The 25,447-nt window shown below is 48.8% G+C and carries 30 protein-coding genes; 4 read left to right on the top strand and 26 right to left on the bottom strand.

Annotation, left to right across the window (positions count from 1 at the left end; translation table 11 throughout):
• Positions 1-20: 20 nt before the first annotated feature.
• The 14 genes from ACLB09_RS03230 to fur form a co-directional block, all read right to left on the bottom strand.
• Positions 21-1,604 carry a spore germination protein gene (locus ACLB09_RS03230; RefSeq protein WP_410768986.1) on the bottom strand — a complete coding sequence of 528 codons (1,584 nt, stop codon included), beginning with the start codon at positions 1,602-1,604 and terminating at the stop codon, positions 21-23.
• An 86-nt stretch (positions 1,605-1,690) separates the two neighbouring features.
• A complete protein-coding gene (locus ACLB09_RS03225; RefSeq protein ID WP_410768308.1) occupies positions 1,691-2,116 on the bottom strand; it encodes a stage V sporulation protein AB in 426 nt (141 codons plus the stop codon).
• Positions 2,113-2,760 (bottom strand): stage V sporulation protein AA, encoded by a 648-nt coding sequence (locus tag ACLB09_RS03220; RefSeq protein ID WP_410768985.1) that lies wholly within the window; start codon positions 2,758-2,760, stop codon positions 2,113-2,115. Before ACLB09_RS03220 ends, ACLB09_RS03225 begins: the two co-directional genes overlap by 4 nt.
• 192 nt (positions 2,761-2,952) lie before the next feature.
• Complete coding sequence (gene deoD, locus ACLB09_RS03215) at positions 2,953-3,660, bottom strand: purine-nucleoside phosphorylase (protein ID WP_410768306.1); 708 nt, start codon at positions 3,658-3,660, stop codon at positions 2,953-2,955.
• Positions 3,661-3,852: 192 nt separating this feature from the next.
• Entirely contained in the window at positions 3,853-4,608 is a 756-nt protein-coding gene (gene sigF, locus ACLB09_RS03210) for an RNA polymerase sporulation sigma factor SigF (protein WP_114495111.1), read from the bottom strand.
• A gap of 11 nt (positions 4,609-4,619) precedes the next feature.
• Complete coding sequence (gene spoIIAB, locus ACLB09_RS03205; RefSeq protein ID WP_410768305.1) at positions 4,620-5,072, bottom strand: anti-sigma F factor; 453 nt, start codon at positions 5,070-5,072, stop codon at positions 4,620-4,622.
• Positions 5,069-5,422 carry an anti-sigma F factor antagonist gene (gene spoIIAA, locus ACLB09_RS03200; protein ID WP_410768304.1) on the bottom strand — a complete coding sequence of 118 codons (354 nt, stop codon included), beginning with the start codon at positions 5,420-5,422 and terminating at the stop codon, positions 5,069-5,071. The genes spoIIAB and spoIIAA overlap by 4 nt, the downstream gene beginning before the upstream one ends.
• An 89-nt stretch (positions 5,423-5,511) precedes the next feature.
• A complete protein-coding gene (locus tag ACLB09_RS03195) occupies positions 5,512-6,708 on the bottom strand; it encodes a D-alanyl-D-alanine carboxypeptidase family protein (RefSeq protein WP_410768984.1) in 1,197 nt (398 codons plus the stop codon).
• A gap of 440 nt (positions 6,709-7,148) precedes the next feature.
• Complete coding sequence (locus ACLB09_RS03190; RefSeq protein WP_410768303.1) at positions 7,149-8,480, bottom strand: pyrimidine-nucleoside phosphorylase; 1,332 nt, start codon at positions 8,478-8,480, stop codon at positions 7,149-7,151.
• 19 nt (positions 8,481-8,499) lie between these two features.
• Entirely contained in the window at positions 8,500-9,327 is an 828-nt protein-coding gene (locus ACLB09_RS03185; RefSeq protein WP_410768302.1) for a purine-nucleoside phosphorylase, read from the bottom strand.
• Between the two features lie 19 nt (positions 9,328-9,346).
• Complete coding sequence (gene deoB / locus ACLB09_RS03180; RefSeq protein WP_410768301.1) at positions 9,347-10,534, bottom strand: phosphopentomutase; 1,188 nt, start codon at positions 10,532-10,534, stop codon at positions 9,347-9,349.
• A gap of 85 nt (positions 10,535-10,619) precedes the next feature.
• Positions 10,620-11,525, bottom strand: coding sequence for a site-specific tyrosine recombinase XerD (xerD, locus tag ACLB09_RS03175; protein ID WP_410768300.1), 906 nt, complete (start codon positions 11,523-11,525; stop codon positions 10,620-10,622).
• Between the two features lie 102 nt (positions 11,526-11,627).
• Positions 11,628-11,864 carry a DUF4227 family protein gene (locus ACLB09_RS03170; protein WP_410768299.1) on the bottom strand — a complete coding sequence of 79 codons (237 nt, stop codon included), beginning with the start codon at positions 11,862-11,864 and terminating at the stop codon, positions 11,628-11,630.
• 220 nt (positions 11,865-12,084) lie between these two features.
• A complete protein-coding gene (gene fur / locus ACLB09_RS03165) occupies positions 12,085-12,561 on the bottom strand; it encodes a ferric iron uptake transcriptional regulator (protein ID WP_410768298.1) in 477 nt (158 codons plus the stop codon).
• 582 nt (positions 12,562-13,143) lie between these two features.
• On the opposite strand from fur, the gene ACLB09_RS03160 reads away from it, so the two are divergent.
• Positions 13,144-13,554, top strand: coding sequence for a GNAT family N-acetyltransferase (locus ACLB09_RS03160; RefSeq protein WP_410768297.1), 411 nt, complete (start codon positions 13,144-13,146; stop codon positions 13,552-13,554).
• 91 nt (positions 13,555-13,645) lie between these two features.
• On the opposite strand, the gene ACLB09_RS03155 is transcribed toward ACLB09_RS03160, so the two are convergent.
• The 9 genes from ACLB09_RS03155 to ACLB09_RS03115 form a co-directional block, all read right to left on the bottom strand.
• The gene (locus ACLB09_RS03155) at positions 13,646-13,933 is read right to left on the bottom strand and encodes a hypothetical protein (protein ID WP_410768296.1); all 288 of its coding nucleotides are present in this window, start codon (positions 13,931-13,933) and stop codon (positions 13,646-13,648) included.
• Positions 13,934-14,077: 144 nt separating this feature from the next.
• A complete protein-coding gene (locus ACLB09_RS03150; RefSeq protein WP_410768295.1) occupies positions 14,078-14,887 on the bottom strand; it encodes an alpha/beta fold hydrolase in 810 nt (269 codons plus the stop codon).
• Positions 14,888-14,912: 25 nt separating this feature from the next.
• Entirely contained in the window at positions 14,913-15,143 is a 231-nt protein-coding gene (locus ACLB09_RS03145) for a ribbon-helix-helix domain-containing protein (protein WP_410768294.1), read from the bottom strand.
• 88 nt (positions 15,144-15,231) lie between these two features.
• Positions 15,232-16,371, bottom strand: a complete 1,140-nt coding sequence (locus ACLB09_RS03140) for a sensor histidine kinase (RefSeq protein ID WP_410768293.1) — start codon at positions 16,369-16,371, stop codon at positions 15,232-15,234.
• On the bottom strand, positions 16,364-17,044 hold the full coding sequence (locus tag ACLB09_RS03135) for a winged helix-turn-helix domain-containing protein (protein ID WP_410768292.1): 681 nt from the start codon (positions 17,042-17,044) through the stop codon (positions 16,364-16,366). The genes ACLB09_RS03140 and ACLB09_RS03135 overlap by 8 nt, the downstream gene beginning before the upstream one ends.
• A gap of 88 nt (positions 17,045-17,132) precedes the next feature.
• Complete coding sequence (locus tag ACLB09_RS03130) at positions 17,133-17,699, bottom strand: class I SAM-dependent methyltransferase (RefSeq protein ID WP_410768291.1); 567 nt, start codon at positions 17,697-17,699, stop codon at positions 17,133-17,135.
• 331 nt (positions 17,700-18,030) lie between these two features.
• A complete protein-coding gene (spoIIM, locus tag ACLB09_RS03125) occupies positions 18,031-18,669 on the bottom strand; it encodes a stage II sporulation protein M (RefSeq protein WP_410768290.1) in 639 nt (212 codons plus the stop codon).
• Between the two features lie 128 nt (positions 18,670-18,797).
• Entirely contained in the window at positions 18,798-20,000 is a 1,203-nt protein-coding gene (locus ACLB09_RS03120) for an endonuclease Q family protein (protein ID WP_410768289.1), read from the bottom strand.
• Positions 19,997-20,560 carry an NUDIX hydrolase gene (locus tag ACLB09_RS03115; RefSeq protein WP_410768288.1) on the bottom strand — a complete coding sequence of 188 codons (564 nt, stop codon included), beginning with the start codon at positions 20,558-20,560 and terminating at the stop codon, positions 19,997-19,999. The genes ACLB09_RS03120 and ACLB09_RS03115 overlap by 4 nt, the downstream gene beginning before the upstream one ends.
• Before the next feature lie 82 nt (positions 20,561-20,642).
• On the opposite strand from ACLB09_RS03115, the gene mciZ reads away from it, so the two are divergent.
• Together mciZ and ACLB09_RS03105 are read left to right on the top strand one after the other, a co-directional pair.
• Positions 20,643-20,783 carry a Z-ring formation inhibitor MciZ gene (mciZ, locus tag ACLB09_RS03110; RefSeq protein ID WP_410768287.1) on the top strand — a complete coding sequence of 47 codons (141 nt, stop codon included), beginning with the start codon at positions 20,643-20,645 and terminating at the stop codon, positions 20,781-20,783.
• A 75-nt stretch (positions 20,784-20,858) separates the two neighbouring features.
• Positions 20,859-21,926 (top strand): tetratricopeptide repeat protein, encoded by a 1,068-nt coding sequence (locus ACLB09_RS03105; protein WP_410768286.1) that lies wholly within the window; start codon positions 20,859-20,861, stop codon positions 21,924-21,926.
• A gap of 79 nt (positions 21,927-22,005) precedes the next feature.
• Here ACLB09_RS03105 and ACLB09_RS03100 read toward each other — a convergent pair whose 3' ends face one another.
• Positions 22,006-23,136, bottom strand: coding sequence for a M20/M25/M40 family metallo-hydrolase (locus tag ACLB09_RS03100; protein ID WP_410768285.1), 1,131 nt, complete (start codon positions 23,134-23,136; stop codon positions 22,006-22,008).
• A gap of 81 nt (positions 23,137-23,217) precedes the next feature.
• On the opposite strand from ACLB09_RS03100, the gene prli42 reads away from it, so the two are divergent.
• Positions 23,218-23,316 (top strand): stressosome-associated protein Prli42, encoded by a 99-nt coding sequence (prli42, locus tag ACLB09_RS03095; protein WP_410768284.1) that lies wholly within the window; start codon positions 23,218-23,220, stop codon positions 23,314-23,316.
• Here prli42 and lipB read toward each other — a convergent pair.
• Together lipB and ACLB09_RS03085 are read right to left on the bottom strand one after the other, a co-directional pair.
• On the bottom strand, positions 23,313-24,011 hold the full coding sequence (lipB, locus tag ACLB09_RS03090) for a lipoyl(octanoyl) transferase LipB (RefSeq protein WP_410768283.1): 699 nt from the start codon (positions 24,009-24,011) through the stop codon (positions 23,313-23,315). The two genes, prli42 and lipB, sit on opposite strands and share 4 nt — an antisense overlap.
• 26 nt (positions 24,012-24,037) lie before the next feature.
• On the bottom strand, positions 24,038-25,444 hold the full coding sequence (locus ACLB09_RS03085) for a dihydrolipoamide acetyltransferase family protein (protein ID WP_410768282.1): 1,407 nt from the start codon (positions 25,442-25,444) through the stop codon (positions 24,038-24,040).
• Positions 25,445-25,447: the final 3 nt, after the last annotated feature.

Below are 25,447 nucleotides of genomic sequence, written 5' to 3'. Positions count from 1 at the left end.
TTACAGGACATGCTTAAAACCTACTTGTTGCGGGGCATCCGGGTATTGTCTCTCGTCTTGTTGAACGACGGTCTTTGTTTGGATGTCAGCACCGGAACCCGGAATAGAATTCCTGCCATTGCCTTTGCATTAAACGGTATTAACGGCCACAAATAAGATGAGTTGTACGAGCGTTGCAGACTGAGGAAAATGATAAACGCCGTGATTCCCCCCACCAGGCCTGGAGCACCGAAAATAGCGACCACAATGAGCAGGATTAGCCGGACCACCCGGTTGGCAAGTCCAAGCTCATAGCTGGGTGTCGCAAACATTCCGATCGCAGCGACAGCCATATATAGTACGACTTCATTGACGAATAAACCGGTTTGAACCGCGATATCCCCAATCAGGATTGCCGCGATCAGACCCATGGCCGAAGCTAACGGGGTAGGCGTATGCACCGCGGCCATCCGCATTAAATCAACCCCGAATTCCACCAGCAGAAATTGGACGATAATCGGGATCTTCGCCATTTTTTGCGGCCCTATGAATCCCAACGCAGCGGGCTTCAATTCGGGATGAATGACCATCAGCATCCACAGGGGAAGCAGGAATAAGGAAGCGAAAATCCCGAAAAACCGCACCCACCTGAGATAAGTGCCCATGAACGGTGTCTGTCTGTTTTCCTCAGCATGCTGACACAAATCGAAGAACGTCGTGGGCAAAATCATCACGCTGGGTGAGGTATCGACGAAAATAACGACTCGCCCCTCCATCAAATGAGAGGCGACCACATCGGGGCGTTCCGAATAGCGGACCAACGGGTAAGGATTCCAGCCCTTCTTCACGATCGCTTCCTCAAGCTGCTTGTCGGCCAATGGAATACCGTCGAGTTCCACGTTGGCGATCTTTTCTTTTACCGCATCGACCAGAACTTTATCCACAATATCATCGATATATGCAACACAAACATCCGTCTGGGAACGTCGCCCGACTTTCATTGACTCGAATTTGACGCCGGGATCTCGCAGACGCCTGCGGACGAGAATTACGTTCGTCACCAGCGTTTCGGTAAACCCGTCTCTGGCCCCGCGGACTACCCGCTCCAGGGACGGTTCCTCCGGGCTGCGGACCGGGTAAGATCGGACGTCCAGCAGAAGTGCCGTTTGTTCCCCCTCGATAAATAAAGCGGCCTGTCCAACGAGTACATTGTTGATGGCCGCGCTTAAATTGTCTGCTTTTTCAACCTGGATATGGGGAATGTATAAATCGAAAAACGAACGCAGCGCCCCCGAGCTGATATCATCGGGAGTCAGATAAGTGAGCCTTTTGATAATTTCCTGCAGGATACTGTCCTTCACAAAGCCGTTGATGAAAAAGAGGCCCGTCCGTTTTCCCCCAAAGGTCATCTCACGAAAAATGACGTCAAACCCCTGCCCGAGCCCAACTACTTCCTCCAGCGTTCGTTTGGTCGTATTCAGGCTGCGGCTGATCTTATCGCTCTTCTGCCAATACTCTACCGATTCCTTTACGGAGTCGGATCTTTCGGTTTCAACTTTGCGGCGACTCGTTTTCTTCTCTCCATCCTGATCTTCCTGCCAGGAAAACTCGCCGGTACCCGGCATAAATTCCGGTATGTCGTGCGAATGACCTTCCTGTCCCGTTCCTCCCCGTTCTTGATTCATCATCGCTGGCATGCCTCCTTGACTGTTTAACGCCTGTATATGAACCATTCAAACAACGAACCCGCTACCTTGCCGAAAACCATGGCGAGAAGAAGACCGAACAAATACTTTTGCATATGTAGTCTTTTCGCCAAAATAGGCAGCACATTCAAAACTTCCGTAAGCGCCGCCGCCAGCATGCCTACAAATACCCCGTTAAATAAGCCGACCACGCCGGTGCCAATCCAGGGACCGCGAATGTCCCAGTTCCAAAAATCCGCAACCGTTCCAAGAAATGAACCGCTCACCATCGCTCCCTCGTACCAATGAACCTTGTCATAGGATCTTGTGATCTGAGCGAGACGCGGTATCATATCCAGTACGATATATAAGGCGATCACCCCGCCTCCGACGGCGATGCCTCCCGACAACCCAAGGAAAAGAGAGAGGACCGCGGAAACAAAAGGGTTCAAGGATCTTTCTCCTTTCCGAGCGCTTCGGCTTTACGCATTTTCTCGTATTCCTCGGCGACGACATATTGATTCAAGTTTTCCTGGTACAGGTACATTTCCACTTCCAGCGGGGTAGGCTCTTCATTCCACTTTTTCTTGAACAAATGATTGAAAAAAATGATCATCCCGAAACCAATGCCTACGGAATAAGCGCCTTGAAACAAATAAGGATGATCATCTCTTTTTCCGGTCAGCATTTCGACGATCCTAACCTGTACAGCAGGCATGCTGACATCGGCGTGAAAATTCATGATTGTCAGGCCGGCACCGAAAAACAGCAGCAGCCAAACGATAGCAAACAGAATGAAAGATGGTTTCTTTTCGCGGGACACCATTTCTACCAGTACATGCGGCTCCCCCAGCACCTCAACCTTGATCGAAGGAAACTTCCGCCTTATGCAAGCAATAACCAGGAGCATGTCGATCACAATCAAATTGCCGTCACTGTATTCCGGCCTGTCCAGCACGAGTCCCAAAAGCTCGGTTTCGAGCTCGGGCTCGGCCAGGATACGCGCAATATCCCCCAGCCGGACCGGCGACCCGATCGGGAGCTTTACCTGCTTGCGCAGGCGCAGATAAACGGGAGAGACCGTCCCTTTCTCCATCATGGACACCCCTTTACTGCCGTATTGCCCATAGTATGCCAAGCCCGCCTCTGATTTACTCCCGGCTTCCGCGTTATGCAACAAAAGGAAGAGGCCGGGCAAGGAGCCTAATCTCTCCTTACTCGACCTCTTCGTCATTTATCATGATTTTCGGAAATCCAACAAAGCGATAGCTTTGAATTCCTGCTGCCTTTATAGCGCCGCAGCCGTGTCAAGCGCCACTTCCATCATCTGGTTGAACGTAGTTTGACGTTCTTCCGACGTGGTTTCTTCCCCGGTCAGCAGATGATCGCTCACGGTCAGAATCGTCAGCGCATTCACCCCATATTTGGCGGCCAGCGTATAAAGCGCCGTAGTTTCCATTTCCACCCCGAGCACGCCGTATTTCATCAGAAGTTGGGTAACGGACGTATCGTCCCGGTAGAACATGTCCGAACTGAAAATGTTGCCAACATGCAGCTTCAGTCCTTTTTCTACACCGCGTTCATAAGCTGCTTTCAATAAGTGGAAGCTGGCGATCGGAGCAAAATCGTATCCGCCGAACACATGGCGGTTCATGCTGGAGTCGGTGCAGGAAGCCTGGGCCAGAATCACGTCGCGTACATGGACATGCTCCTGCATGCCGCCGCAGGTACCGACGCGTATCAGGTTTTTCACGCCATACTCCTTAATCAATTCATTAGCGTAAATCGAAATGGACGGGATACCCATGCCTGAGCCTTGAACGGAAATCCTTTTCCCTTGATAGGTACCCGTAAACCCGAGCATTCCGCGTACTTCGTTATAGCAAATTACGTCGCTCAAATACGTCTCGGCAATATATTTGGCCCGAAGCGGGTCTCCCGGCAAAAGGATCGTTTCCGCGATGTCGCCGGCTTTGGCTGCAATATGTACACTCATGATAAGAATCCCCTTCATAATCAGTTTTGATGGTCGAACATGCTTTTATTATATAAGATGTACCCTTGCTCGTACATGAATACCTAAAAATGTTACCTGGACGAAGCACTTTCCTTCTACGCATGCATGAAAAATCCCCTCCGGTAAACCGCGTTGTTCACACGGTCTACATAAGGGGATCCTCTCATCAACCTATTGCGCGATCTGGTCGCGGATGTTCTGCAATATTTTCTTCTCCAGCCGCGATACCTGCACTTGGGATATCCCGAGCCGGTTGGCCACTTCGGACTGCGTCTGGTCGCGGTAATACCGCAAATATACGATTAACCTCTCCCGCTCGGATAGCCCGTCGATCGCCTCATGCAAAGCGAGTTTGTCAAACCAGCGCTCCTGGGACTCGTCGGCGATTTGATCCATCAGCGTGATCGGATCCCCGTCATTTTCAAATACGGTCTCATGAATGGAAGCCGGCGGCTTGTTCGCCTCCTGGGCAAATACGACGTCTTCCGGCGTAACCCCCAGCTCTTCGGCCACTTCCTTCACGGTCGGAAGCCGATTCAGCAGCTTGGACAGTTCATCCTTCTTTTTGCGTACTTTGTTGGCCATCTCCTTAAGCGAGCGGCTAACTTTAAGGGTTCCGTCGTCACGCAAAAACCGCTGAATTTCCCCGATAATCATCGGAACGGCGTAGGTTGAAAATTTCACGTCATAACTGAGATCGAACTTATCAACCGATTTCAGGAGGCCGATACAGCCGATCTGGAACAGGTCTTCAGGCTCGTAGCCCCGGTTCATAAACCGCTGTACGACCGACCAGACCAGCCTTATATTACAATTCACAAGGCGGTCCCTGGCAGCGGAGTCTCCGCTTTGACTCAGCGCGATCAACCGTTTAACTTCCGTGTCGTCCAAATACTCTCTCGAGGCTTGCTTCACTTCGGCATCCATAGCTCCAACCCCTAATTGTATAAAGCTTTCTTTGATACAATCCTCTTCTTCATCCGGATGGAAGTGCCTCCGTCCAGCTCGCTGGTCACGTCAAATTCGTCCATAAAGTTCTCCATGATCGTAAAGCCCATCCCGGAACGTTCCAGTTCCGGCTTGGAGGTAAACAGCGGCTGTTTGGCCAGCTCCACATCTTCTATCCCTCGTCCCTTGTCTTCTACGACCAAGGTCACGGTGTCCCCTTCGATCGCTGCGGAAATCGTTACGATTCCTTCCGGATCTCCGTCATATCCATGAATAATGGAATTGGTGACCGCCTCGGAAACCACCGTCTTCAAGTCCGTAATCTCATCCATGGTCGGATCGAGTTGGGACACGAAAGCTGCGACGGTAACGCGGGCGAACGATTCGTTCTCCGATTTGGCGGCAAATTGCAGGGTCATGAAATTGCGTTCGGTCTGGTTCATAGCGCGACCTCCAGTTCCGACAGCGCGGTGCTCTCGTTTTCGTAGACGGACATGATTTTGAAGAGCCCCGACATTTCGAGTAACCGGTATACCGGCGGATTGACGCCGCAAACGACCATGCGCCCGCCTTTCTGTTTGATCAGTTTGTATCTTCCCAAAATAACCCCTATGCCCGAGCTGTCCATAAACTGCAGAGACTCGAGACTAAGAACAAGATGGCGGCAGGCGCCGCGGCCGATTTCACCATCCAGGGACATCCGGACCTCGTCCGCCGTATGATGATCCAGCTCTCCTACCAAACGTACTACCAATGTTTCCCGGTGTCTTTCCATTTCCATTTGCAAATTCACGTCTGTTCACTCTCCTCCCTGACATGAACACAACAATTCTACAACCTAGTAATGGATTCCTTCCCGATGACAAAACTAGAAGAAAACTGCTAGGAATCTACAAAAAACAAATGTGAAGTCGTGCGCTTAAATATCGTCCACCAACCGGCCTTCTTGATTGACGAAGCTGCCTTCAGTTCGAACTCGGTCAGTGCCTGCCCGTTCTGATACACTACCAGCTTGCCGATAATCTGCCCCTGTTCCACGGGTGCGGCCAGCTTTTCCGGTACTTCCAGCTTCTGCGTGATCGCTCCCGGCTCGATTCCTTTTTTAACAAGCACACTCATCGTTCTCGAAGCTGCCAGTTCCAGCTGGGAAGCCTCTCCCTTGCGTACTTTGATCTTGCCGATCACTTCGCCTGCTTTGTAAATGGGATGCAAGGCGTATTGGGAGAAGGCATAGTCAAACATGGCTGATACTTCATTGTTGCGTGTTTTCGTATTCGGCTCGCCCAGAACGACCGCGATGAGCCGAAGTCCATCCCGCTTGGCCGTGGCCGCAAGACAAAATTTCGCTTCCGACGTATATCCTGTTTTCAGCCCGTCCGCACCGCTGTAAAACCGAACCAGCTTGTTCGTATTGACGAGCCAGAAGGGTTTCTCCGTCTCTTTGCGCAAATAGTCCTGATAGGACCCGGTATACTTCGTTATACCTTTGTACTTCAGCAACTCCCGGCTCATCATGGCGATATCGTGGGCGGATGAGTAATGATTCTCCACCGGCAATCCGTTGCAGTTGGAGAAATGGGTGTCCTTCAGCCCAAGCTCCCTGGCCCGGTCATTCATCATCTGCACAAATGCTTGCTCCGTCCCGGCGATTTTCTCGGCCAAGGCGACGGAAGCATCGTTGCCGGATGCCATCGCTACTCCCTTCAGCAACTCATCAACCGTCATTTCTTCCCCGGGCTCCAAAAAGATCTGCGATCCCCCCATGGAGGATGCGTACTCACTGGCCGTTACTTTGTCGCTCAACTTGAGCTTGCCCTTGTCGATCGCTTCCATCGTGAGCAGCATCGTCATGACCTTTGTAATGCTGGCGGGCGGCAGCTTCTCATGACTCTTTTTCTCGTAAATCACCGTTCCCGTATCCGCGTCAATCAACACGGCGGAAAGGGCGTTTTCGGCCAATGCCAGCTCGTTTGCCGCTACTTCCTCATGCGGTCCGCCGTGATTGGCAAAACCCGTAGCCGGCCATAGCGGCAGTGCCATGATCAGTGCGGTAAACCCGATTAACAACACCTTTTTCAACATTAGTCCCCCTTTTGTACAAAAATCAGGATTCTGCTAACCTAGTATGGACGAATTCATGTAATAATATTCCTTTACTAGTGCAAATGGGGGGCAAGCCGAATTAAGGTCAGCATATCGGAACTCCCATCGTTATGGAAAGCGACTTGGCTCATTCATTGGAGAAATTCCAATCTTGCAGCAAAAGCGTTAGCATAATGATCTCATTGGTTGGAAATTCCCCAAGGAAAAATGTGGTTTTCGGGAGAAAACCGGCCATCTTGGACGGCATCATTGGAATTCATCCAATCAAGACTCGGCTTGCCGAGGTTTGATCAAAATATATTGGAAATATTGCAATGAAAGCTGTCAAAAGAGTGGTGGAAATAAGAAAAGAGCGGTGCAAGAATGAAATCTTGCACCGCTCTTTTTTATCTTACGGGTTAATCGTAACCGTCTTGCTAGAATCTCCGGACTCCTTCGGGAGTCACTAGCGCAAACACCAGCGGTCTTCGCGGTACCTTGTCATTCGAGATCCCATAGGCTTCCCTCACTTTTCGGCTGGCTTCTTCAAGCCGGCCCTCGTAAGCGGAATTCAGATGCAGCACGGCCAACACTTCGCCGACCTCCACCGGATCCCCGATTTTTTTGCGAAGGGTGAGGCCGGCCGCCAGGTCGATTACCGAATCCTTCGTTTCCCGGCCGGCGCCAAGCAGCATCGCAGCGACGCCGATCTCTTCGGCTTGGATCGACTCGACAAAACCCCCGGCTTCCGCCTTCACTTCGATGTGAAGCTCCGCTTGAGGCAGCAATTCGGGGTTTTCGATTTGCGAAATATCGCCGCCCTGGGCTTCGACCATCATTTTCAGCCGCTCCAGCGCCTCGCCGCTCTCCAGCTTTTGCTGTAGAATCGCCCGTGCCTCTTCTTCACTTTCCGCCTTGCCGCCTAGAACGAGCATATGGGATGCGAGAATCAGACAAACCTCCTCCAGGTCTTTCGGTCCTTCACCGCGCAAGGTCGCAATCGCCTCCTGGATTTCAAGCGCATTGCCGATCCCGTAGCCAAGCGGCTGGTCCATATCGCTGATGACGGCGATCGTACTGCGCCCGACCTGGGTTCCGATATCGACCATAGCTTTGGCGAGCCGGATGGAATCGTCCAGCGTTTTCATGAACGCGCCGCTTCCGGTTTTTACATCCAGCACGATGGCATCCGCTCCGGCGGCAATCTTCTTGCTCATGACCGAACTCGCAATCAGCGGAATGGAATCCACCGTCGCGGTAACATCGCGCAAGCCGTACAATTTTTTGTCCGCAGGGGTCATATTTCCGCTTTGTCCAACGACGGCTAATCCGATCTCGTTCACTTGGCGGAAAAACTGCTCCTGACCAAGCTCCACGGAAAAACCGCGAATCGCTTCCAGCTTATCGATCGTTCCCCCGGTATGGCCGAGTCCCCGGCCGGACATTTTCGCTACGGGTACGCCGGCTGCTGCCACGAGCGGGCCGATGACGATGGTCGTCTTGTCCCCTACGCCGCCCGTAGAATGCTTATCCACCTTTACCCCGCGAATGGAAGCAAGGTCGATCATATCGCCGGACGAAGCCATGTGCAGTGTCAGGTCAGCCGTTTCCCGGGCGCTCATCCCCTGATAATAAACAGCCATCGCCCAGGCTGCCATTTGATAGTCGGGGATTTCTCCTTCACTGTACCCTTTGATCAGATAACCTATTTCTTCGCCGGTCAGCTCCAGGCCGTCTCTTTTTTTGCGGATTAGATCTACAGCTCTCATCTTATTCTCACCTCCCAGTTTACATCTCGGGAATAATCGACAACACCAGGCTCAAGAATTTCTCGCGGACCCGGTCCGTTGTCTCCATCACTTCATCGTGGGACAACGGTTGATCCAGAATTCCGGACGCCATGTTGCTAATGCAGGATATGCCCAATACCTCAAGCCCCGCATGTCTGGCCACAATGACCTCAGACACCGTCGACATGCCTACGGCATCTCCGCCCAGCGTGCGGAGCATGCGGATTTCGGCCGGAGTTTCGTAAGAAGGACCAAGCAGTCCAACGTATACGCCTTCCTGAATCGGAACGCCGCTGCCTTCCGCCGTTTTCCGCGCCAATTCCCGCAGTCTGCGGCTGTAGGCCTGAGACATGTCCGGGAATCGCGGACCCAGTTCATTATCGTTTTGACCAATAAGCGGGCTTGTGCCGGTCAAATTAATATGATCCGAAATCAGCATCAGGTCACCCGGTTGGAATGAGGTATTGATTCCCCCTGCAGCATTCGTAACGAGAAGCGTTTTTACGCCTAGCTCCTTCATGACTCTTACCGGAAACGCGGTCAATTGCGGACCGTATCCTTCATACATATGAAAACGGCCTTTCATCAGAACTACCGGCGTTCCGTTTAAAGTACCGATCATCAATTCGCCGGCATGGCCTTCCACGGTGGATTGCGGAAAATACGGAATATCCTTGTAGGGAATGCTCGTAGCTCCTTCAATATGATCCGCCAGCACGCCAAGGCCCGAGCCGAGAATCAGCCCCACCTTGGGTGTAATTTCCGTCTTGGATCGGATATAGTCGGCCGCTTCCCTTATCATGCCTATCGTAAGTATCGTAGTCATATTCATCTCTCCCGTTTGGTTATTTCAGCAGTTTCAAAAAGCTCTTTCCGTGCTCGGTGCCATGAACGCCGAAATTGTCGGCGATCGTCGCCGCCAAGTCCGAATACGTGGCCCTCACGCCAAGATTCCCTGGCGAAGACAATCCTTTGCCATAGACGAGCAGGGGCACATACTCACGGGTATGGTCCGTTCCCGCATGGATCGGGTCATTGCCGTGATCCGCCGTGATAACAAGCAGGTCGCGCTCGCCTACTTGGGCGAGCAAATCGGGCAGCGAGGCATCGAATTCTTCCAGTGCACGCGCATAGCCCTCCGGATCCCGACGGTGCCCGTACAACGAGTCGAAATCCACGAGATTCGTAAACAGCAATCCATGGAATTGCGTGCCCATCAATCGAATCGTTTCGTCAATACCATGACGGTTGCTCTTGGTCGGATAGGAAGCGGTGATGCCTTCCCCGGAAAAAATATCGTTGATTTTCCCGACGGAGATCACATCCTTGTCCGCATGCTTCAGCGCGTTCAAAACGGTCGGTTCCGGCGGTGTCACCGCGTAATCGTGACGGTTCGGCGTACGTTTGAAATCTCCGGGCTGTCCGACGAAAGGCCGGGCGATAACGCGTCCCACGGAATGCTCCGGTTCAAGGGTCAGGCGGCGGGCAATCTCGCATGCCCGGTATAATTCATCCAACGGAATGATCTCTTCATGAGCGGCGATCTGAAACACGCTATCGGCTGAGGTGTATACGATCCAGGCCCCCGTCTTCATGTGCTCTTCGCCCAACTCATCGAGAATTTCCGTTCCCGAGGCCGGTTTGTTCCCGATCATTTTGCGTCCGGTCTCCTGTTCGAAACGGGCGACCAAATCGCGTGGGAAACCATTCGGGTACGTTTGAAACGGAGTCTCGATCTTCAACCCCATGAGTTCCCAATGCCCGGTCATCGTATCTTTGCCTGTTGAAACTTCGGCCATTTTCCCATAGTAAGCCGCCGGTGCTTCTGCCAGGTTCAAATGGGGAAGTTCCGCGATATTCCCCAGTCCGAGCTTTTGCATATTCGGCAGGCTCGTGTTCGGTACCTTTTCCAGAATATGTCCCAGCGTATGAGACCCTTTATCCCCGAATTTATCCGCATCGGGCAATTCGCCGATACCCACGCTATCCAGTACAATTACTGTAATCTTATTGAAGCTGTTCTCATTAGTCATGTGTGTCACTCCTTCGACCTTTGCTGTTTAGTTATCCCTGCTTGAACCTAATCCATTCCCATACTTTACCCGCCGATAGACCGGATTATAGTTCGACCTTGCCCTTACTTCGCGGATGAAAATGATCATATACCGTTTTTAGATTCGGCCGGGAATAGTTTAAATACATTTGAATTGTCGCCAAATCGGCATGTCCGAGCATCTCCTGCACCGACCTTACATCCGCCCCGCCTTCAAGCAAATGAATGGCAAAGGAATGTCTCAGGGTATGCGGCGTAATCTCTTTCGTAATCCCTGCCGCTTTGCCATACTTCTTAATCACCTTCCAGAAGCCCTGACGACTCATTCTGTCGCCTGAACGATTGGGAAACAAGGGATCTTGCTGCCCATCAGGACTCCAGCCGGGCCGGACTTCGCGCAAATACCGGTTAAGCCATTCCGCTGTCACGGTCCCGAACGGCAGGATCCGTTCTTTCTCACTGTTCCCGGAACAGCGCAAAAAACGGACTCCCGTATCGACATCTTCGATGTTCAATGAGATGAGTTCGCTGACACGAACGCCTGTAGCATACAGGAGTTCCAGCATTGCTTTATCCCTCTGTCCGAGAGGCTGATTTAAGTCCGGCATGTCCAGCAATCTCTCCGTCTCTTCCACGGTAAGCACGGACGGGGGAGTTTTGTCGATTTTAGGCATCTTTACGGCTACAAAAGGATCCTGAAAAATGATCTTCTCCTGGAGAAGATACTGAAAAAATGCCTTCAGGGACACGGATATGCGCATAACCGTCGCCGGAGCTTTCCCCTGTTCCCGGAGCGCGGCAAAATACAGCAAGACTCCCGCACGGGTTACTTCGTTCAGATCTCCGATCCCCTTGCCATGCAAATATTCAAGAAACTGGGATACATCCCGCTTATAACTTTCCAGTGTCGAGCCGCTTAAGTCCTTCTGTCCGGTCAAATATGAAATAAAAGAGGCAGCATACGGCTCCATGTTTAGCGCCTCCTTTCGTCTCCTGAGCAAGGATGTCAGATAATAATAACACGCCTATTCATCAATTCCACACACGTTCTTCTTTTCCCTGCTGACGTCTCATTATTCCCCGTACCAAAAAAACAGGATCAACCGTTCACTTAACGTTTCCGTTTCATGACCCCCTAAGCTTCCGGGGAAAAACACTTTTACAGCCGAGCCTTCCGGGATCCGGTATTTGTCCAAAGGAAATACATAGGCATCCAATAACCCGAGTCCTTTATATAAAGTATAGGCTAACGCGACAAACACGAGCAAATACTTCAACGACCTTAGCATACTCCGCAGCGAAATAACCATAACTCTCCCTCTTTCATTACCCATTTTCCTGCATATCTTATAGGAGCCTGGACACTATTTCTATCAGTATATAGAGGGAGTTCTGACAGTATGCTGGGTTTGAAAGGGATAAACCTGCTCTATGGGATCAACTATGTAAGTGGATGTAGATTTGGATGCTACTTCATCCACAAATCAAAAAGCCCCTAACGGCCCGGCCGTTCGGAGCTTTGCGTCATTGTTATGATTTCTTGCCGCCGTTACCACTCTGGTCATTATTCTTGTCTTTGCACCGGTAGCAAATGCCTTGAAAATCCAAGCGGTGATCCAGCACCGTAAAGTTGAATTCCTTCTCCAGCCGTTCCTCCAGCGGTCCCAACCAATCTTCGCGAATCTCATCCATGGCTCCGCACTGTACGCAGATCAAGTGATGGTGATGATGCTTGGTCGTGTCCGTACGCAGATCGTAACGGGCCACCCCATCCCCGAAGTTGATCTTCTCGACAACATGAAGCTCACTCAGCAACTCCAGCGTCCGGTATACGGTTGCCAGGCCAATCTCTGGTGCTTTATCTTTTACCAGCATGAATACATCTTCCGCGCTGAGATGATCTTCTTCATTTTCTAGCAGTACTCGAACCGTGGCTTCCCGTTGGGGCGTCAATTTATAACCGTGGGATTGCAGCTGCTGTTTAATTTTATCGATCTTTTCTTCCATGTTCTCCCCCCCAGGAATTGCCGCAACTTGCATTTAAATCACTTCTTTCATTATAGGGGGTTGGAATCAACAAAGTCAAACATTTACTAGAGGTTATGCGGGACGGAAGACTTGTACGGATGGGCACACCACAATTTTCCTTTTGTCATTTTTCGATTAATAGTAATATTATGCTAGCAACTCCCTCAGCCGATGGGGAACTTATAGGGACGATATGGACTTAAAAAAAATATTTCTTGCTTTAATCTTCACGATATTGCTACCGGATGCGGCGACATGACCAATATATTCTTTTCAGCAATGGATTCCGAGGAGGAGACGACAGTCGATTCAAGCGATTCCCGAGATTCATTCCAAACGGAAGACATTCGATATACGCCTTATTCGGACGAAACGTTTTCAAATGACTATCCGGATTACTGGGAAGAGGTCGACTTGCAGGAGTTGAATAGTCCTTTAGTTAAGTCTGCCGTAAGAAATAATAATTCCCGGTATCGTTTAGTCGAAAAGTCACACATCTAATAGCGGTCACTAACAACTTGAATAATTAATCAAATCCCTGACTTAGAAAGGAAAAGATAAATGAGAATATCTTTTGCAACCGAAAAAGACTATGAGTGGATAAAAAATCGAGATCGTCATGTCGTAGAAAAATTGATATTGCCCAAAATCACTGGGCAGGAAATATACATATTGCAGGATGAAAACGAGGCCCGGTTCGGATGGATGCGTTACGGGTATTTCTGGGACAATACGCCTTTTATGAATATGCTTTGGATCGAAGAAGCTTTCCGTAATAAGGGCCTGGGAAAAGATGTGGTCCAATTTTGGGAGAACGAAATGAAACAACAGGGTCATAACTTGGTAATGACTTCTGCTCAAGCTGATGAAGGATCCCAACACTTTTACAGAAAACTTGGGTTTAAAGATGCAGGATGCCTGTTGCTTGATACCCAACCCTTAGAAATTATTCTTATAAAAAAGCTGAATTAACGGAGCAAGCAAACCCAAAATGGTAGTATGCGAAAAAGAAAAATCCCCGCCGATCGGTTAGATTGACGGGGATTTTGTTTACAAAACGTAATTAAAAATCAGAAACAGCAATCTGAATGGTTCCCGTTACTGCTCCGGCTGCCGTAGCTTGAAGGGCCGCTACCAAAAGCAGAGCCACTTCCAACGTGAGACTGTTGAATCCGGGTATAACATACGTTATGACAGGTGCGTTGACACGGGTAACCACAAGATTTACCGGATTGGCGCCGGTATTATTAACTGTAATTGTAGCATTTGTTCCCCCGTTTAAGTTCTCATAATAGGATTTACCTACTCCGGCAGCAAGATTATAAATTTGCGACGGTAAGAGAATCGCCATCTGAATCACCTCCTATCGATCTGGATACTGTATTCTATGATTTAAGTGAAAAATTGATAGGGTCACTAGAATCAGCAACAAGGCACAATTTTAACGAATAGAATGTTAGGCTCATAATATATAAAACAAACCCGCCAACCGTCTCTAGGTCAGCGAGCTTGTTGACAGAAAATCATGAACTGCTTGATTGAATTCGATCGACGCCTCGATAAACGGGAGGTGACCGCAGTCTTGCATGATTATTCTCGATGATAATTTTATTCTTTTATGTAAAAATTCCGCAGTCTCCCTGTTAAATCGATGATCTTGATCAGAGATTATGATCAGAGTAGGTATGTTTATTTCGTGTAATCGATTAAAAGCAAAAGGTTTAACAGTATTTGAAAGGCTCGGAGAGAATCTGCAAAAGTTGTTTGGATTCCTTACATTATCGAGTAATTTCGTTCTTGCTTCTTCTTTTTTTAAGGAAGGGAAAAAGTATTGCCAGAAAGGATCGGCTATGAATGATTCAATCGCTTTGTTGCGTCCTCTCAGGCGAAGAAGAATAAAATTTTTTATCCCTTGCCACATCATCTTCATAGGATAAGGATTACCGTTTATGGAGGGTGCAACCAATATAAGGTTTTTGACCAAATGAGGATAAGTAAGCGTGAAGTCTGTAGCAATGCTTCCACCCATAGAAGATCCAACTAAAGTAACGTTACCGAGCTCCAAAAAATCAGTCAGTGCTTTTAAATCATCAAGATTGGAGAATGTGGTGTTTGGCGTACTGGAAAGGCCGTATCCCCGCAAATCATATCGAACTAATTTATAATGTGCGGAAAAAGAGTCCACCTGTTCATTCCAGATTTGATGATCATTGAAATTCCCATGGATCAGAACAACGGGATCGCCTTCTCCGGAAACCGTGTAATAAAGCTGTCCGCCATCTATATTTAACAGGCCTTCTTTCATAACAAGAACCTCCCCACCTACTAAATCATAATTGAGCGGCATTATGAAGGTTATCTTCAATAATGGATCGCAAGACTTCGGAAACAGAATAATCCCCTCTGTGACAGTAGCGGTCTATTTCTTCCCAACATTCCTGCGGTAATGTTAATGAAATTTTTCTAGTTACGCCTATCGGCTTGCGGCCTGCCCCTTTTCGGTTGCCTCCCCTCTTTCCGGCTGAAAAATCTGCAACTTCAGTTTTAACTAAACTCGTCATATCATCACCCTATTTCATGATTCCACAATAATATTTCATAGTCAATTTGTGCTACCTTAATCAAACCCCCGAAATTTCATTCGCTACTTTATTCTTCATGATCGTTCGCTCTTACTGGCTCCATGCTGTTAGCCGCAATTCCGTCAATAGGCAAAGCAACAGTGAATATAAATAAGTTGTTTATATGGTTGAGGGTTAATGTCCCCCCATGCAATTCAATAATATTTCTGGCTATAGATAGACCAAGGCCAGCTCCCGTTTGAATGCCTTCGCTACTACGTGAATGATCAACTTTAAAAAATCGTTCGAAGATTTTGTTCTCTTGTTCTTGAGTAAGGGGTTTCCCTTTATTTTCGACATCAATCTTAATTTGCTTACTATCCGTTTTCATTAAAACGCGAATACTTCCTGGTTTTACGGAATACTTGAGGGCGTTCATTAATAGATTATCCATTGCTCTTGCTATTTTTTCACTGTCAATGAACGTTTCAACCGTAGAGGTCCCGATCTCTTTCACGATAAAGACGCCCTTTTCTTGGGCGATCGGCTCAAATTCAAATAACAACTGATCCAGCAGCTGAAATAAATCAATTTTCTTTATATCCAGGTTAAAATCCACCGAAGTTAGTCTCGTATATTCAAATAAATCATCAAGCAATCGTTTTAAGTGAATCGCTTTATTGTAGGTGTTTTGAACAAATCGCGTGTATTCTTCTTTATCTTGAAATGATTCTGTCCTTAAAAGCTCGATATAGCCAATAATGCTTGTAAGAGGAGTGCGTAAGTCATGTGATATGCCTGCGATCATCTCCATCTTTGACTTCTCGGTTTCGCGCTCCTTCGCAATCTGCCGTTGCAAACGTTCCGTCATTTGATTAATGTTAACCGCCACCCGCCCTAGTTCATCTTGTCGTTCAACACCTACCCGGTAATCTAAATCCCCCTCGGAAATAATTTGAAGCCCACGTTCCAGGTGTATTAGGTCTTTAACGATTTTTCGCGTTAAAACTAAAAAAATCATAATAAAGTTAACCATATAAAGAGGTGTAAGAAAATAAGGCAAGGAATTGAGGAGCCATCCCCATTTCAGTTCATTACCTACCTTGGTGAAAAGTAAAATGATTAAATTATTTATAGCAATAGCAATAATAAGACTTAGCACCATTCTGAACAATATATTAACCTGGATTTTTTTTTGTCTTTTTGGCTTTTTTACTTGTTCAGTCAATTTTATAACCCACTCCCCAAACCGTTTTAATATAATGGGGTTCTCTTGGTGATTCTTCTATTTTTTCTCGTAAATTACGAATATGAACCATTACGGTATTATCCGAATTCCCGAACGGCTCTTTCCATACGCTTTCATAAATCCTATTGGAGCTAAATACTTGTCCCGGGCGGCTTGCAAGCAACTCCAGAATCGAAAACTCCAAAGGGGTCAACGATATGTCGTTTCCTTTTAACGTAACCGAATGTTTATCCTTATCAATGACAAGATCTTTAATGAGGATTAGCGAATTAGATTCTTCTTTTCCTATTAAGGATTGTCGCCGCAGTTGAGCTTTTACCCAAGCAAGCAATTCTAGAGGATTGAAAGGTTTTATCATGTAATCGTCAGCTCCGGTAGTAAGACCCGTAATTTTATCAATATCTTCTTCTTTAGCCGATAACATGATAATCGGAGCGTTCGAGATTTCCCTAATTTTAATGCAGGCGCTAATTCCATCCATTCGAGGCATCATCACATCCAGAATGATCAACTGGATAGGGATTGTTTTTATTACATCAAGCGCGTCAAGGCCATCAACAGCATCGATTACGCGGTATCCTTCATTTCGCAAATAGATGTGAATCACATCCCGAATCTCCGAATCGTCGTCTACGACAAGGACTGTATTCATTGCTTGGTGCTCCTTTTTAATAGGTATTATAAGTTAAAATATAGCTATTAAATGTTAACCAGGAAATATATCAAGTCATTAATTTCATTTAAAGCGTCTCCCTTTTGCGACAGACATATACGAAAGCCGGAGGGAAATTGAATGGCACGAACTCAATTTTTTCGATAATTAATTCTTCAGCAAATGTTTTCTTCATCTGAAGGGAGTACTGAAAAGCGATAAAAATCCCTCCTGGTTTAAGTGCCTCAACAATCTGATTCAATAAATTTTCTCGCATTTCCTTCGTGAAATTAAAAAATGGCAGTCCGCTTATAATACAGTCAAGCTGACTGATTCCATCTTGGGTCATATTTTTAACTAATTGGCATGCATTGGAATGGCAAAAGTACTCGGGGTATCCTATCTTTAAATTATTTCTCATTTTCTTATCTCTTTCAAACAATAATACTTTTGTTGATTCGTTTAGCTGTGTTTTCATAAAACGCGTGATGGCACCTGTGCCGGACCCGAGCTCCGCGACTGCCTTTACCTCATTCCAAGATACTGGCTGAATCATTTTATCGGCTAAAAATCTGGAACTGGGGATGACACTCCCCACTCGTTGTGGATTATTGAAAAATCCTTGCAAAAATAATAAAGATTCATTGATTTTCAACTGCTATTCCCCCATTATTCAATTTTTTCTATTAATTACAGGCATAATTAAAGATCCATATAAAAAATGCCGGATAGCCGTAATTGTAGCGAAAAAGTCTAAGGATTTTATGAGGGTATATCTAAAGAAAATCTGAAGTTTCCGCTGGACGCGAATTTTTTCGATAATAAAAAGCGGCAAACTAAGATGAAAATAACTTCTTAGTTTACCGCTTTTATTTTTTTCTTATTCAAAACGAAATATTCAGCAGCCTTCCACTATCATAAAGCTTATTACCGATTTAGCAAAAGCTTTAAACGGCGAGCATCATGCTATTCTCTGCTAAAAGCGCCTACAAGCCGCTCTGGCCGATCATCGGCGTAACCCAACTCATCATCGTTGGCGTGACCCAGGTTTCAAAGGAAGAAACCGCAAGCAGCACCGCCGCCATCGCCAGTGTGAGGCCCGTATAGGACAAGAAGGGCTTTGCCGCGTTTCCGGTTCGATGGAGAAGGACCCGGTTGCGGATAATCCCCAAGGAGAAGCCGATGGCAGCCACGCTGCTGATAACAAGCGCCGGAATTACGATCAGATTGTGGGGAGCGACGGAGACGAGCGCGAACAGCAATCCTTTCCAAGTATATTGCCCCACAAGACAACCTACGGTAAATCCGATCAGCACGCCTTTAAGAAAATCCAGGACAAGAATCCCGGGAAGTCCGATCACGGAAAGTCCAAGCAGCCAGATTAACCCCAGCCATTTTAAATGTACACCGGCAACTTCCCAATAGGCCATAGGCTGAAAGCTCTCTCCGCCTTCGTTTACCGAGACGAAAAAGTTGCCCAAATACCTCGATAAATCCTGCTGTTGTTCCAACGTCAGCGCATTTACCATCAACGCTCCAAATACAACGCCCATCAAAAACAATGCGGCGACAAATACATAGAGCGGCGTCTGATCCTTAAGGGTATGGCGAAAAGGTTGAAGCATAGTGGGGCCCCCTATCTTGTTCATCGATTTCATACGGGCTGCAGGTAGCTGCCTGTGAGATGCAGATCTTGATGACCCGCTTATAGTAATCTATGAACAAGCTGTTCCCCATATGCTAGCTGGAACCCTTACGTTTGCGATTTCGCGACTTTTCCGTAGATTCCGCCGCCGCCCGATTCGAGCAGTAACGTTCCGCTGCGTGCAGCGGCTATTTTGCCTGCCAGTTCTTCACCGACGACAACGGCAAGTTCGCCTTCCGGCACCCTGTGCAAAATGTTCATTTCCGTGCCGAAGGTCCGTAGCAACAGTTCCAGCTTGGCCTTGCCAAGTCCGGGAATAAACTCCAACGGCACCTGATAATGATACGGCGGCCGATGCTCCGGTATCAGGGGGACCGACCGGTCGGCGATCGAAATAATCCGGTCGAGCACACCGCGGACCAATTTCGGACTACCGCAATAAGGACAGCGGTCAACGGCCGTGCCCGACTCATCGATAATGTAACTGCAACCGCCGCAATAAGTTCTGTGATATTTGCCAAGCCGGGGGTTAAGACCGTAATTGGCTTCCACACTTCTGCCTTCGGCTCCTTTAAGAGCCTTTTCAAATTCACGGTAGCTTGGTTCCCGTAGTATAAGTTGATTGTACTCCCTGCCGATTTTGCCCAGCGAGTGGGCGTCGGAATTCGTCAAGATGGTATACTTGTCCAACTCGCTGATCCACCCCGCCATTTCGCTGTCCGCACTTAAGCCCAGTTCTACCGCGCTGATCAGCTCGGGATCAAGCACGTCCGCCAGACGGGGGGCGCAGCTGCCATAGACGCTCCGGTGCGGCGTGAAAATATGCGCCGGAATGACGATACCGCCGCGGGCGTAAACCTCCTCCTGCAAAACCTTGGCGGGCGCGTACACCCGCTGGGAACTCAAGGTTACGTTTTTCATTCTTTTTTCCAGCCAACCGGTAAAGGAAGAGATCGTTCCAAGATCGGGAAAGAACGCCAGCAAATGAGCCGGTCCCATCCCGGGCTCGCGGATTTCCAGCTCGCTGCCGAGCAGAATGGTTGTATTCTTATAAGAAATCCCGCCATCATTTAATTCCTTCATCTCGCCACGTTCCAGGCTGGCTCTGATGTCCTCCTGGACTCCAGGAGAATGGCAATCGATAATTCCTACCAAATTGATCCCCTTGCGCTCCGCAGCTTCCTTAGCAATGTTGGCAAATGTTAGATCCCGGCTTCCGCTGATTTTCACCGGTTCTCCCTTTCCGGTTCTTCCGATATGAATGTGCAAGTCGGCAAAAAAGGATGACAGCCCGGTATTGGAATCAGTCATTTCTGTCCCTGCTCCGTTTTGAGGGTAAGCTGATGCTGCCAAATATACGCCGCTAAAATCGTCTTTGCATCGGCAATCCGACCTTCGGCAATATATTGCTGTACCTCTTCGAATGAAGCCTCGATGACTTCAAGAAATTCGTCCTCATCCGGTGCCATTTCTCCAGCCGTTAGTTCTTCCGCCAAATACAAATGAATGATCTCATCCGCGAACCCGGGGGATGTATAGAAAGAGTGCAGAAGCGAGATTTTCCCGCAGCGGTAACCCGTCTCTTCCTGCAATTCTCTTTGCGCAGCTTCGAGCGGATCTTCACCTTTCTCCAGCTTGCCCGCAGGGATTTCCAATTCGCAGCGTCCCATTGCCTGACGGAACTGATCCACCAGCAACAGGCGCCCGTCCTTTACGGCCAGAACGGCCACCGCACCCGGGTGACGGATAATCTCGCGGGTAGCCCGAGAGCCGTCAGGCAGTTCGACGGTGTCGATTTGCAAGGATATCACTTTCCCGGAAAATACCGGCTCGGTGGAGATGGTTTTTTCGTTCAATTGATCATTTATCATTCATAAATCCTCCTGTCATAACTTGTCCGTTTAAAACATACGTTGTTATTATACCAAACCTGCGAAAAAAAGGAGCAGCGCCATGAAGAGCTACTTTTCCAACAATGTGATTACCGCCCAGGGTAAAGGCTGGCAGATCCGCATTCTTTTGAACCAATGGAAAAAAACAGCCGGAAGCAATGCGAAAATCAAAGATTTCATCGAAATGCGTCTCTCCAAATAAAACGTACAAGTTCAACAATGCTACTTATTCAGTTAGCAAAAATATGGTTAATGGGTAAGGGAGGTGTATGGGAGAATGATGTTTCATTGCGAAAGAGCCCATAGTTCGGAATCCGGATCAACCTATCCGCTAAAAATACATAACGAACCAAATACGGAAAACCAGCGAGTCCGGCAGCAAAACGCCAAAGCACGATACCCGTCTGTGCTCGAAGAAGCATTAATGATGCATGGAACAGACCTGCTGCGTAGCGGAGCATCTGATGACGCCATTTGCGTTGCATTAAGGCAGGATTTGACGGAATGTCATCTTTCCGATCGTGATGAAACGATACTGCTAATCCGGTCTCTAAACCGGCTGGGCGCTTACCCAACCGCATTGACACTCTTCCCTGCTTCTCCGATGGTTGATGAGGAAATCCGAAGTATTTATGTGGAGTGTTTAATCCGTTGCGGAGATTTTAAAAAAGCTCAGGACGTCTTGGTGGACTGGAAGACCGGGCACTCGCAATATTGGGAGGACAACGCGGAATCATTAAGACAGTTAGCGACAATAGCAAAATTAGATTCAGATAGGAATGCCGCTTATTCTCATCTGCAAATAGACTCCAGCAGTGAAATTCCCGATCTGATCCGGCGTGCCGTTAAATTGGGCGTTTTGGACGCAGCGGAGAAATTAGCCGGGGACGTCGATTCCTTTTACCTTTGCCAATACATTCAGTCATTGTATGCTGAAGGATATGTGATTAAAGCTAAGGCCAAGCTCGCCGAACTGGATCCCTCATTCTTGTTGCAAACCGTGCCTACGTACAAGGAATCACTTTATATCTATGCGGAGATTTTACATGACGAGGGTCAATTCGCCGAAGCGGCGGACATTTTCGAACGGCTTGCGGAACAATTTCCCGACATGGCTATCGCCCGCTTTGCCGCTAGTTCCTGTTACTTGCATAACACCATGAACAATTTAGCGGGGCGGATTGAATTGTATCATCCTGGCGAAGAAGAACAGACGAAGATTGAAAAATATATGAACGATATCTCGGAAGCCCTGCAAGTGATCCATTCCACCAATTGGCATACGGTCTGGTCCCCGGCGCAAAGCAGAAACCTGCCCGCCTCTCATTCCAAAGTGCTTCAATAAAATCAAAATGTGTAAAAAACAGCCGCCCGGGCAGCTCACTGCGCCCGGGCGGCTGTAGCCGCTTATTCTTTAATATGGACTATTTCAAGGATTGGGAGACGATTTCAAGCGCATATTCCGCGACTTTTACGATATCGTCAGCTTTGATCCGTTCTTCGGTGGTGTGGATATTCTCGTAACCGACCGCCAGATTTACGGTTGGAATTCCGAAACCGTTAAATACGTTGGCATCGCTGCCTCCGCCGGAAATAAAGGTGCTGCCGGACAATCCCAACTGAGCCGCCGCTTTTTTGGCAAGCACGACCACGTCGTCATTATCCGAGAAATGAAACGCCGGGTAGGCGAGATCGCTGTTGAAGTTAAACCGGGTTCCGTAATCCCGGCACACGGATTCCACCGCTTCTTTCATGCTTTCGATTTGTTTGGTGATCTTGTCAAGTGACGTGCTGCGCGCTTCCGCATACAGTTTCACGTAATCCGGCACGACATTCGTTTCGCCGCCGCCCTCAAACTTGCCGATGTTGGCAGTCGTGGTCTCATCAATCCGTCCGAGGTTCATCCGGGCAATCGCTTTGCCCGCTACCTGAATGGCGCTGATGCCATCCTCGGGATTGACTCCGGCGTGTGCCGATTTCCCGTATATTTCAATATCGATCTGGGCCCGTGTCGGAGCTCCGACACAGATCGAACCCACCTCTCCGTTCGAGTCGATCGCGAATCCGTATTCGGCATCCAACAGGCTGGCGTCCATCGCCCGGGAACCGGCCAGGGCCATTTCTTCTCCGGCGGTGATGACAAATTGAATCTGCCCATGCGGCAAATTCTTCTCTCGAAGCACTTTGATCACTTCAAGCAGCGCGGCTACCCCCGCTTTATCATCGGAGCCGAGAATCGTAGTGCCATCACTGCGAATCCATCCGTCTTCCCCGACGATCGGTTTGATCCCGTTGCCTGGCGCAACCGTGTCCATATGACAGGTGAACAAAAACGGAGCAACGCCCGCCGTGTCCGCCCCGCTTGCCTTCAACGTTGCTACGAGATTACCCGCCCCATGTCCGGTTCTGGAGGCGGAATCATCCTCGACAACATCCAGCCCCAGTTCCGTAAACTTGGCTTTCAAAGTATCGGCGATCCGGCGTTCGTGTTTTGTTTCGCTATCGATCTGCACCAGTTCCAGAAACTGGTCAATCACTCTCTCCTTGTTGATCACTGGACTTTCCTCGCTTTCATTTTTACGATAATATAAGAGTAACTGTTCAAAATTATTGTCCGAGAAGGGGTTATATGAATTATGCAAAAAAAATGGTTTAAAATCGTCGTTTATTTGATGCTCTTCGCTATGGTAGCTTCTACGCTGATCGCTTTGCTTGAACCATTTTTCATTCGTTAATAATCAGCTTCGTCCGCAACTATAGCCCCCGTATATCCAAACAAATTGTTGAAATACGGGATGATGCCTTGAGCCGCTTCCTCTACCGTGAAAGAACGGCCGGTCACATCCTCCAGCGAGGTAACTCCATACTCCTGAATGCCGCACGGAACGATCCCGCGGAATCCTTCCTCTTGAATGCCTGACTTGACGTTAAAGGCAAAGCCGTGACTTGTGATAAAGCCTTTACGATGTCGGCACTTGTTGAATTTCACGCCGATCGCGCAAATTTTCTCGTCCCCGACCCAAACGCCGGTATATTCCGGCTTTCTTGATCCTTCAATCCCGTAGTACGCCAAATAGTCAATGATGACCTGCTCCAGAAGTCTTAAATAGCCGTGCAAATCAAGGCCTTTCCCGCCATCCAGCCACAATAGTGGATACCCGACGAGCTGGCCGGGACCATGATATGTAATATCCCCGCCGCGGTCGATTTCAAACAGGGCGATTCCTTGCTCGCGGAGCTGCTTCGGACTGAGCAGCAGATGTTCGGGATGCCGCTGCGAACCGATCGTAAAGGTCGGCGGATGCTGAAGCAGCAGCAGATGTTCCTTCTGCTGCTGCTCATCAATCGCTTTGACGATTTGCTTCTGTTTATCCCAAGCTTCACCGTATTCGATCTCCGGAATATATGAGATGTTAATGGATTTCGCCATGCTGTATTACCTCCAAATCATCACAATCAATAGACTTGAGTATCCAGGGAATAGCTTTCCATATTATCTTTAACCCGCTGCATGAACCGTCCGCAAATGACTCCGTCCAAAATCCGATGATCGAGCGACAAGCAAAGATTAGCCATCGACCGGACCGCAATCATATCGTTGATGACGACCGGCTTTTTCACGATCGACTCGAAGGTGAGGATGGCCGCTTGCGGATAATTAATGATCGGCTGAGTCAGAATGGAACCGAACGAACCGGTATTGTTCACCGTGAAAGTTCCGCCTTGCATATCGTCCAGCTTCAGCTTCCCGGCGCGCACCTTGGTCGCCAGTTCTTCGATTTCGCGGGCCAGGCCGGCGATATTTTTCTGATCGGCTTTTTTGATGACCGGCGTCAACACGGAATCTTCCGTACCGACGGCTAACGAGATGTTGATATCCCGTTTTACGATAATTTTATCCACGGCCCAAACCGAGTTCATAATCGGATAATCCTTAATCGCGCTAACTACCGCTTTAAGCAGAAAAGCGAGATAAGTCAGATTGACGCCTTCTTTTTTCTTGAATTCGTCCTTGATTTTGTTCCGCAGTTGCACGAGGTTGGTGACATCGACTTCGATCATCATCCAGCCATGCGGAATTTCCGACACGCTCTGGCGCATCCGGGTAGCGATCGTATTGCGGATCGGGGTTACGTCGATAAAATACTCCGAACGGTCGCCGCCTTCCACTTCGATGGTCGGAATTCGCGGCGTTTCCGTTAAATGCAAACCGGAATGGCGCACCGTCTCGAATGCAGCCCGGCTCAGGTCCGCCGAAATGCCGCCCGGAGCTTCTTGCGCTTGAGGCTGTTGTACCGGTGGCTGCTGCGCCGGAGCCGATTGCGGTGCGGATGGCTGCACGGCTGGAGTCGTAGGCTGCGCAACGGCAACTGCCCCTGCGCCACCGTTATCGATGAAGGCCAGTACATCCTTACGGGTGATGCGTCCGCCAAGTCCCGTACCGGGAACGGACCGGAGATCGATTCCATGCTCTGCGGCCAGTGTCTGAACGGCCGGAGAGTACCGGTGGCGCTGGGACGCATCTGCCGGTTCCGCAGTCGTGAAGCCTGCGGATTGACCTGCCGTCACCTGCGGTTGTTCACCGGAAGCAGCCTCTGCGGAAGGAGCCGCTTCCGTCTCAATCCGGCAGATCACCGTGCCGACCGAAATCTCCTGGCCTTCCTCGGCCAACAGTTCGCCCATGATTCCGTCCAGCGTGGAAGGAATCTCGGCATTGACTTTATCCGTAATGACTTCACAGATGGGCTCATATTGTTCTACCTTGTCGCCCGGCTTCTTCAGCCACTTTCCGATCGTGGCCGATACCAACGATTCCGCAAGCTGAGGCATAACGACATCGGTTAATTGTTTATTGGATGGCATATC

The organism is Fontibacillus forbon (assembly GCF_046559655.1).
GTDB lineage: Bacteria > Bacillota > Bacilli > Paenibacillales > Paenibacillaceae > Fontibacillus.
This window is presented reverse-complemented; position numbering and strand designations above follow the sequence as displayed.

Bases quoted from the DNA above. Each gene is read 5' to 3' on its own strand.
- ACLB09_RS03190 (WP_410768303.1), bottom strand. From the start codon at position 8,480: ATGAGAGCTGTAGATCTAATCCGCAAAAAAAGAGACGGCCTGGAGCTG.
- ACLB09_RS03220 (WP_410768985.1), bottom strand. From the start codon at position 2,760: ATGGAGAAAGGGACGGTCTCTCCCGTTTATCTGCGCCTGCGCAAGCAG.
- ACLB09_RS03115 (WP_410768288.1), bottom strand. From the start codon at position 20,560: ATGATAAATGATCAATTGAACGAAAAAACCATCTCCACCGAGCCGGTA.
- ACLB09_RS03085 (WP_410768282.1), bottom strand. From the start codon at position 25,444: ATGCCATCCAATAAACAATTAACCGATGTCGTTATGCCTCAGCTTGCG.
- ACLB09_RS03135 (WP_410768292.1), bottom strand. From the start codon at position 17,044: ATGAATACAGTCCTTGTCGTAGACGACGATTCGGAGATTCGGGATGTG.
- ACLB09_RS03120 (WP_410768289.1), bottom strand. From the start codon at position 20,000: ATGACTGATTCCAATACCGGGCTGTCATCCTTTTTTGCCGACTTGCAC.
- ACLB09_RS03160 (WP_410768297.1), top strand. From the start codon at position 13,144: ATGAGAATATCTTTTGCAACCGAAAAAGACTATGAGTGGATAAAAAAT.
- ACLB09_RS03150 (WP_410768295.1), bottom strand. From the start codon at position 14,887: ATGAAAGAAGGCCTGTTAAATATAGATGGCGGACAGCTTTATTACACG.
- ACLB09_RS03185 (WP_410768302.1), bottom strand. From the start codon at position 9,327: ATGACTACGATACTTACGATAGGCATGATAAGGGAAGCGGCCGACTAT.
- ACLB09_RS03145 (WP_410768294.1), bottom strand. From the start codon at position 15,143: ATGACGAGTTTAGTTAAAACTGAAGTTGCAGATTTTTCAGCCGGAAAG.
- prli42 (WP_410768284.1), top strand. From the start codon at position 23,218: ATGCAAAAAAAATGGTTTAAAATCGTCGTTTATTTGATGCTCTTCGCT.
- lipB (WP_410768283.1), bottom strand. From the start codon at position 24,011: ATGGCGAAATCCATTAACATCTCATATATTCCGGAGATCGAATACGGT.
- xerD (WP_410768300.1), bottom strand. From the start codon at position 11,525: ATGGAGCCGTATGCTGCCTCTTTTATTTCATATTTGACCGGACAGAAG.
- ACLB09_RS03155 (WP_410768296.1), bottom strand. From the start codon at position 13,933: ATGGCGATTCTCTTACCGTCGCAAATTTATAATCTTGCTGCCGGAGTA.
- ACLB09_RS03170 (WP_410768299.1), bottom strand. From the start codon at position 11,864: ATGGTTATTTCGCTGCGGAGTATGCTAAGGTCGTTGAAGTATTTGCTC.
- spoIIM (WP_410768290.1), bottom strand. From the start codon at position 18,669: ATGCTTCAACCTTTTCGCCATACCCTTAAGGATCAGACGCCGCTCTAT.
- mciZ (WP_410768287.1), top strand. From the start codon at position 20,643: ATGAAGAGCTACTTTTCCAACAATGTGATTACCGCCCAGGGTAAAGGC.
- spoIIAB (WP_410768305.1), bottom strand. From the start codon at position 5,072: ATGAACCAGACCGAACGCAATTTCATGACCCTGCAATTTGCCGCCAAA.
- fur (WP_410768298.1), bottom strand. From the start codon at position 12,561: ATGGAAGAAAAGATCGATAAAATTAAACAGCAGCTGCAATCCCACGGT.
- ACLB09_RS03105 (WP_410768286.1), top strand. From the start codon at position 20,859: ATGATGTTTCATTGCGAAAGAGCCCATAGTTCGGAATCCGGATCAACC.
- deoD (WP_410768306.1), bottom strand. From the start codon at position 3,660: ATGAGTGTACATATTGCAGCCAAAGCCGGCGACATCGCGGAAACGATC.
- sigF (WP_114495111.1), bottom strand. From the start codon at position 4,608: ATGGATGCCGAAGTGAAGCAAGCCTCGAGAGAGTATTTGGACGACACG.
- ACLB09_RS03230 (WP_410768986.1), bottom strand. From the start codon at position 1,604: ATGCCGGGTACCGGCGAGTTTTCCTGGCAGGAAGATCAGGATGGAGAG.
- deoB (WP_410768301.1), bottom strand. From the start codon at position 10,534: ATGACTAATGAGAACAGCTTCAATAAGATTACAGTAATTGTACTGGAT.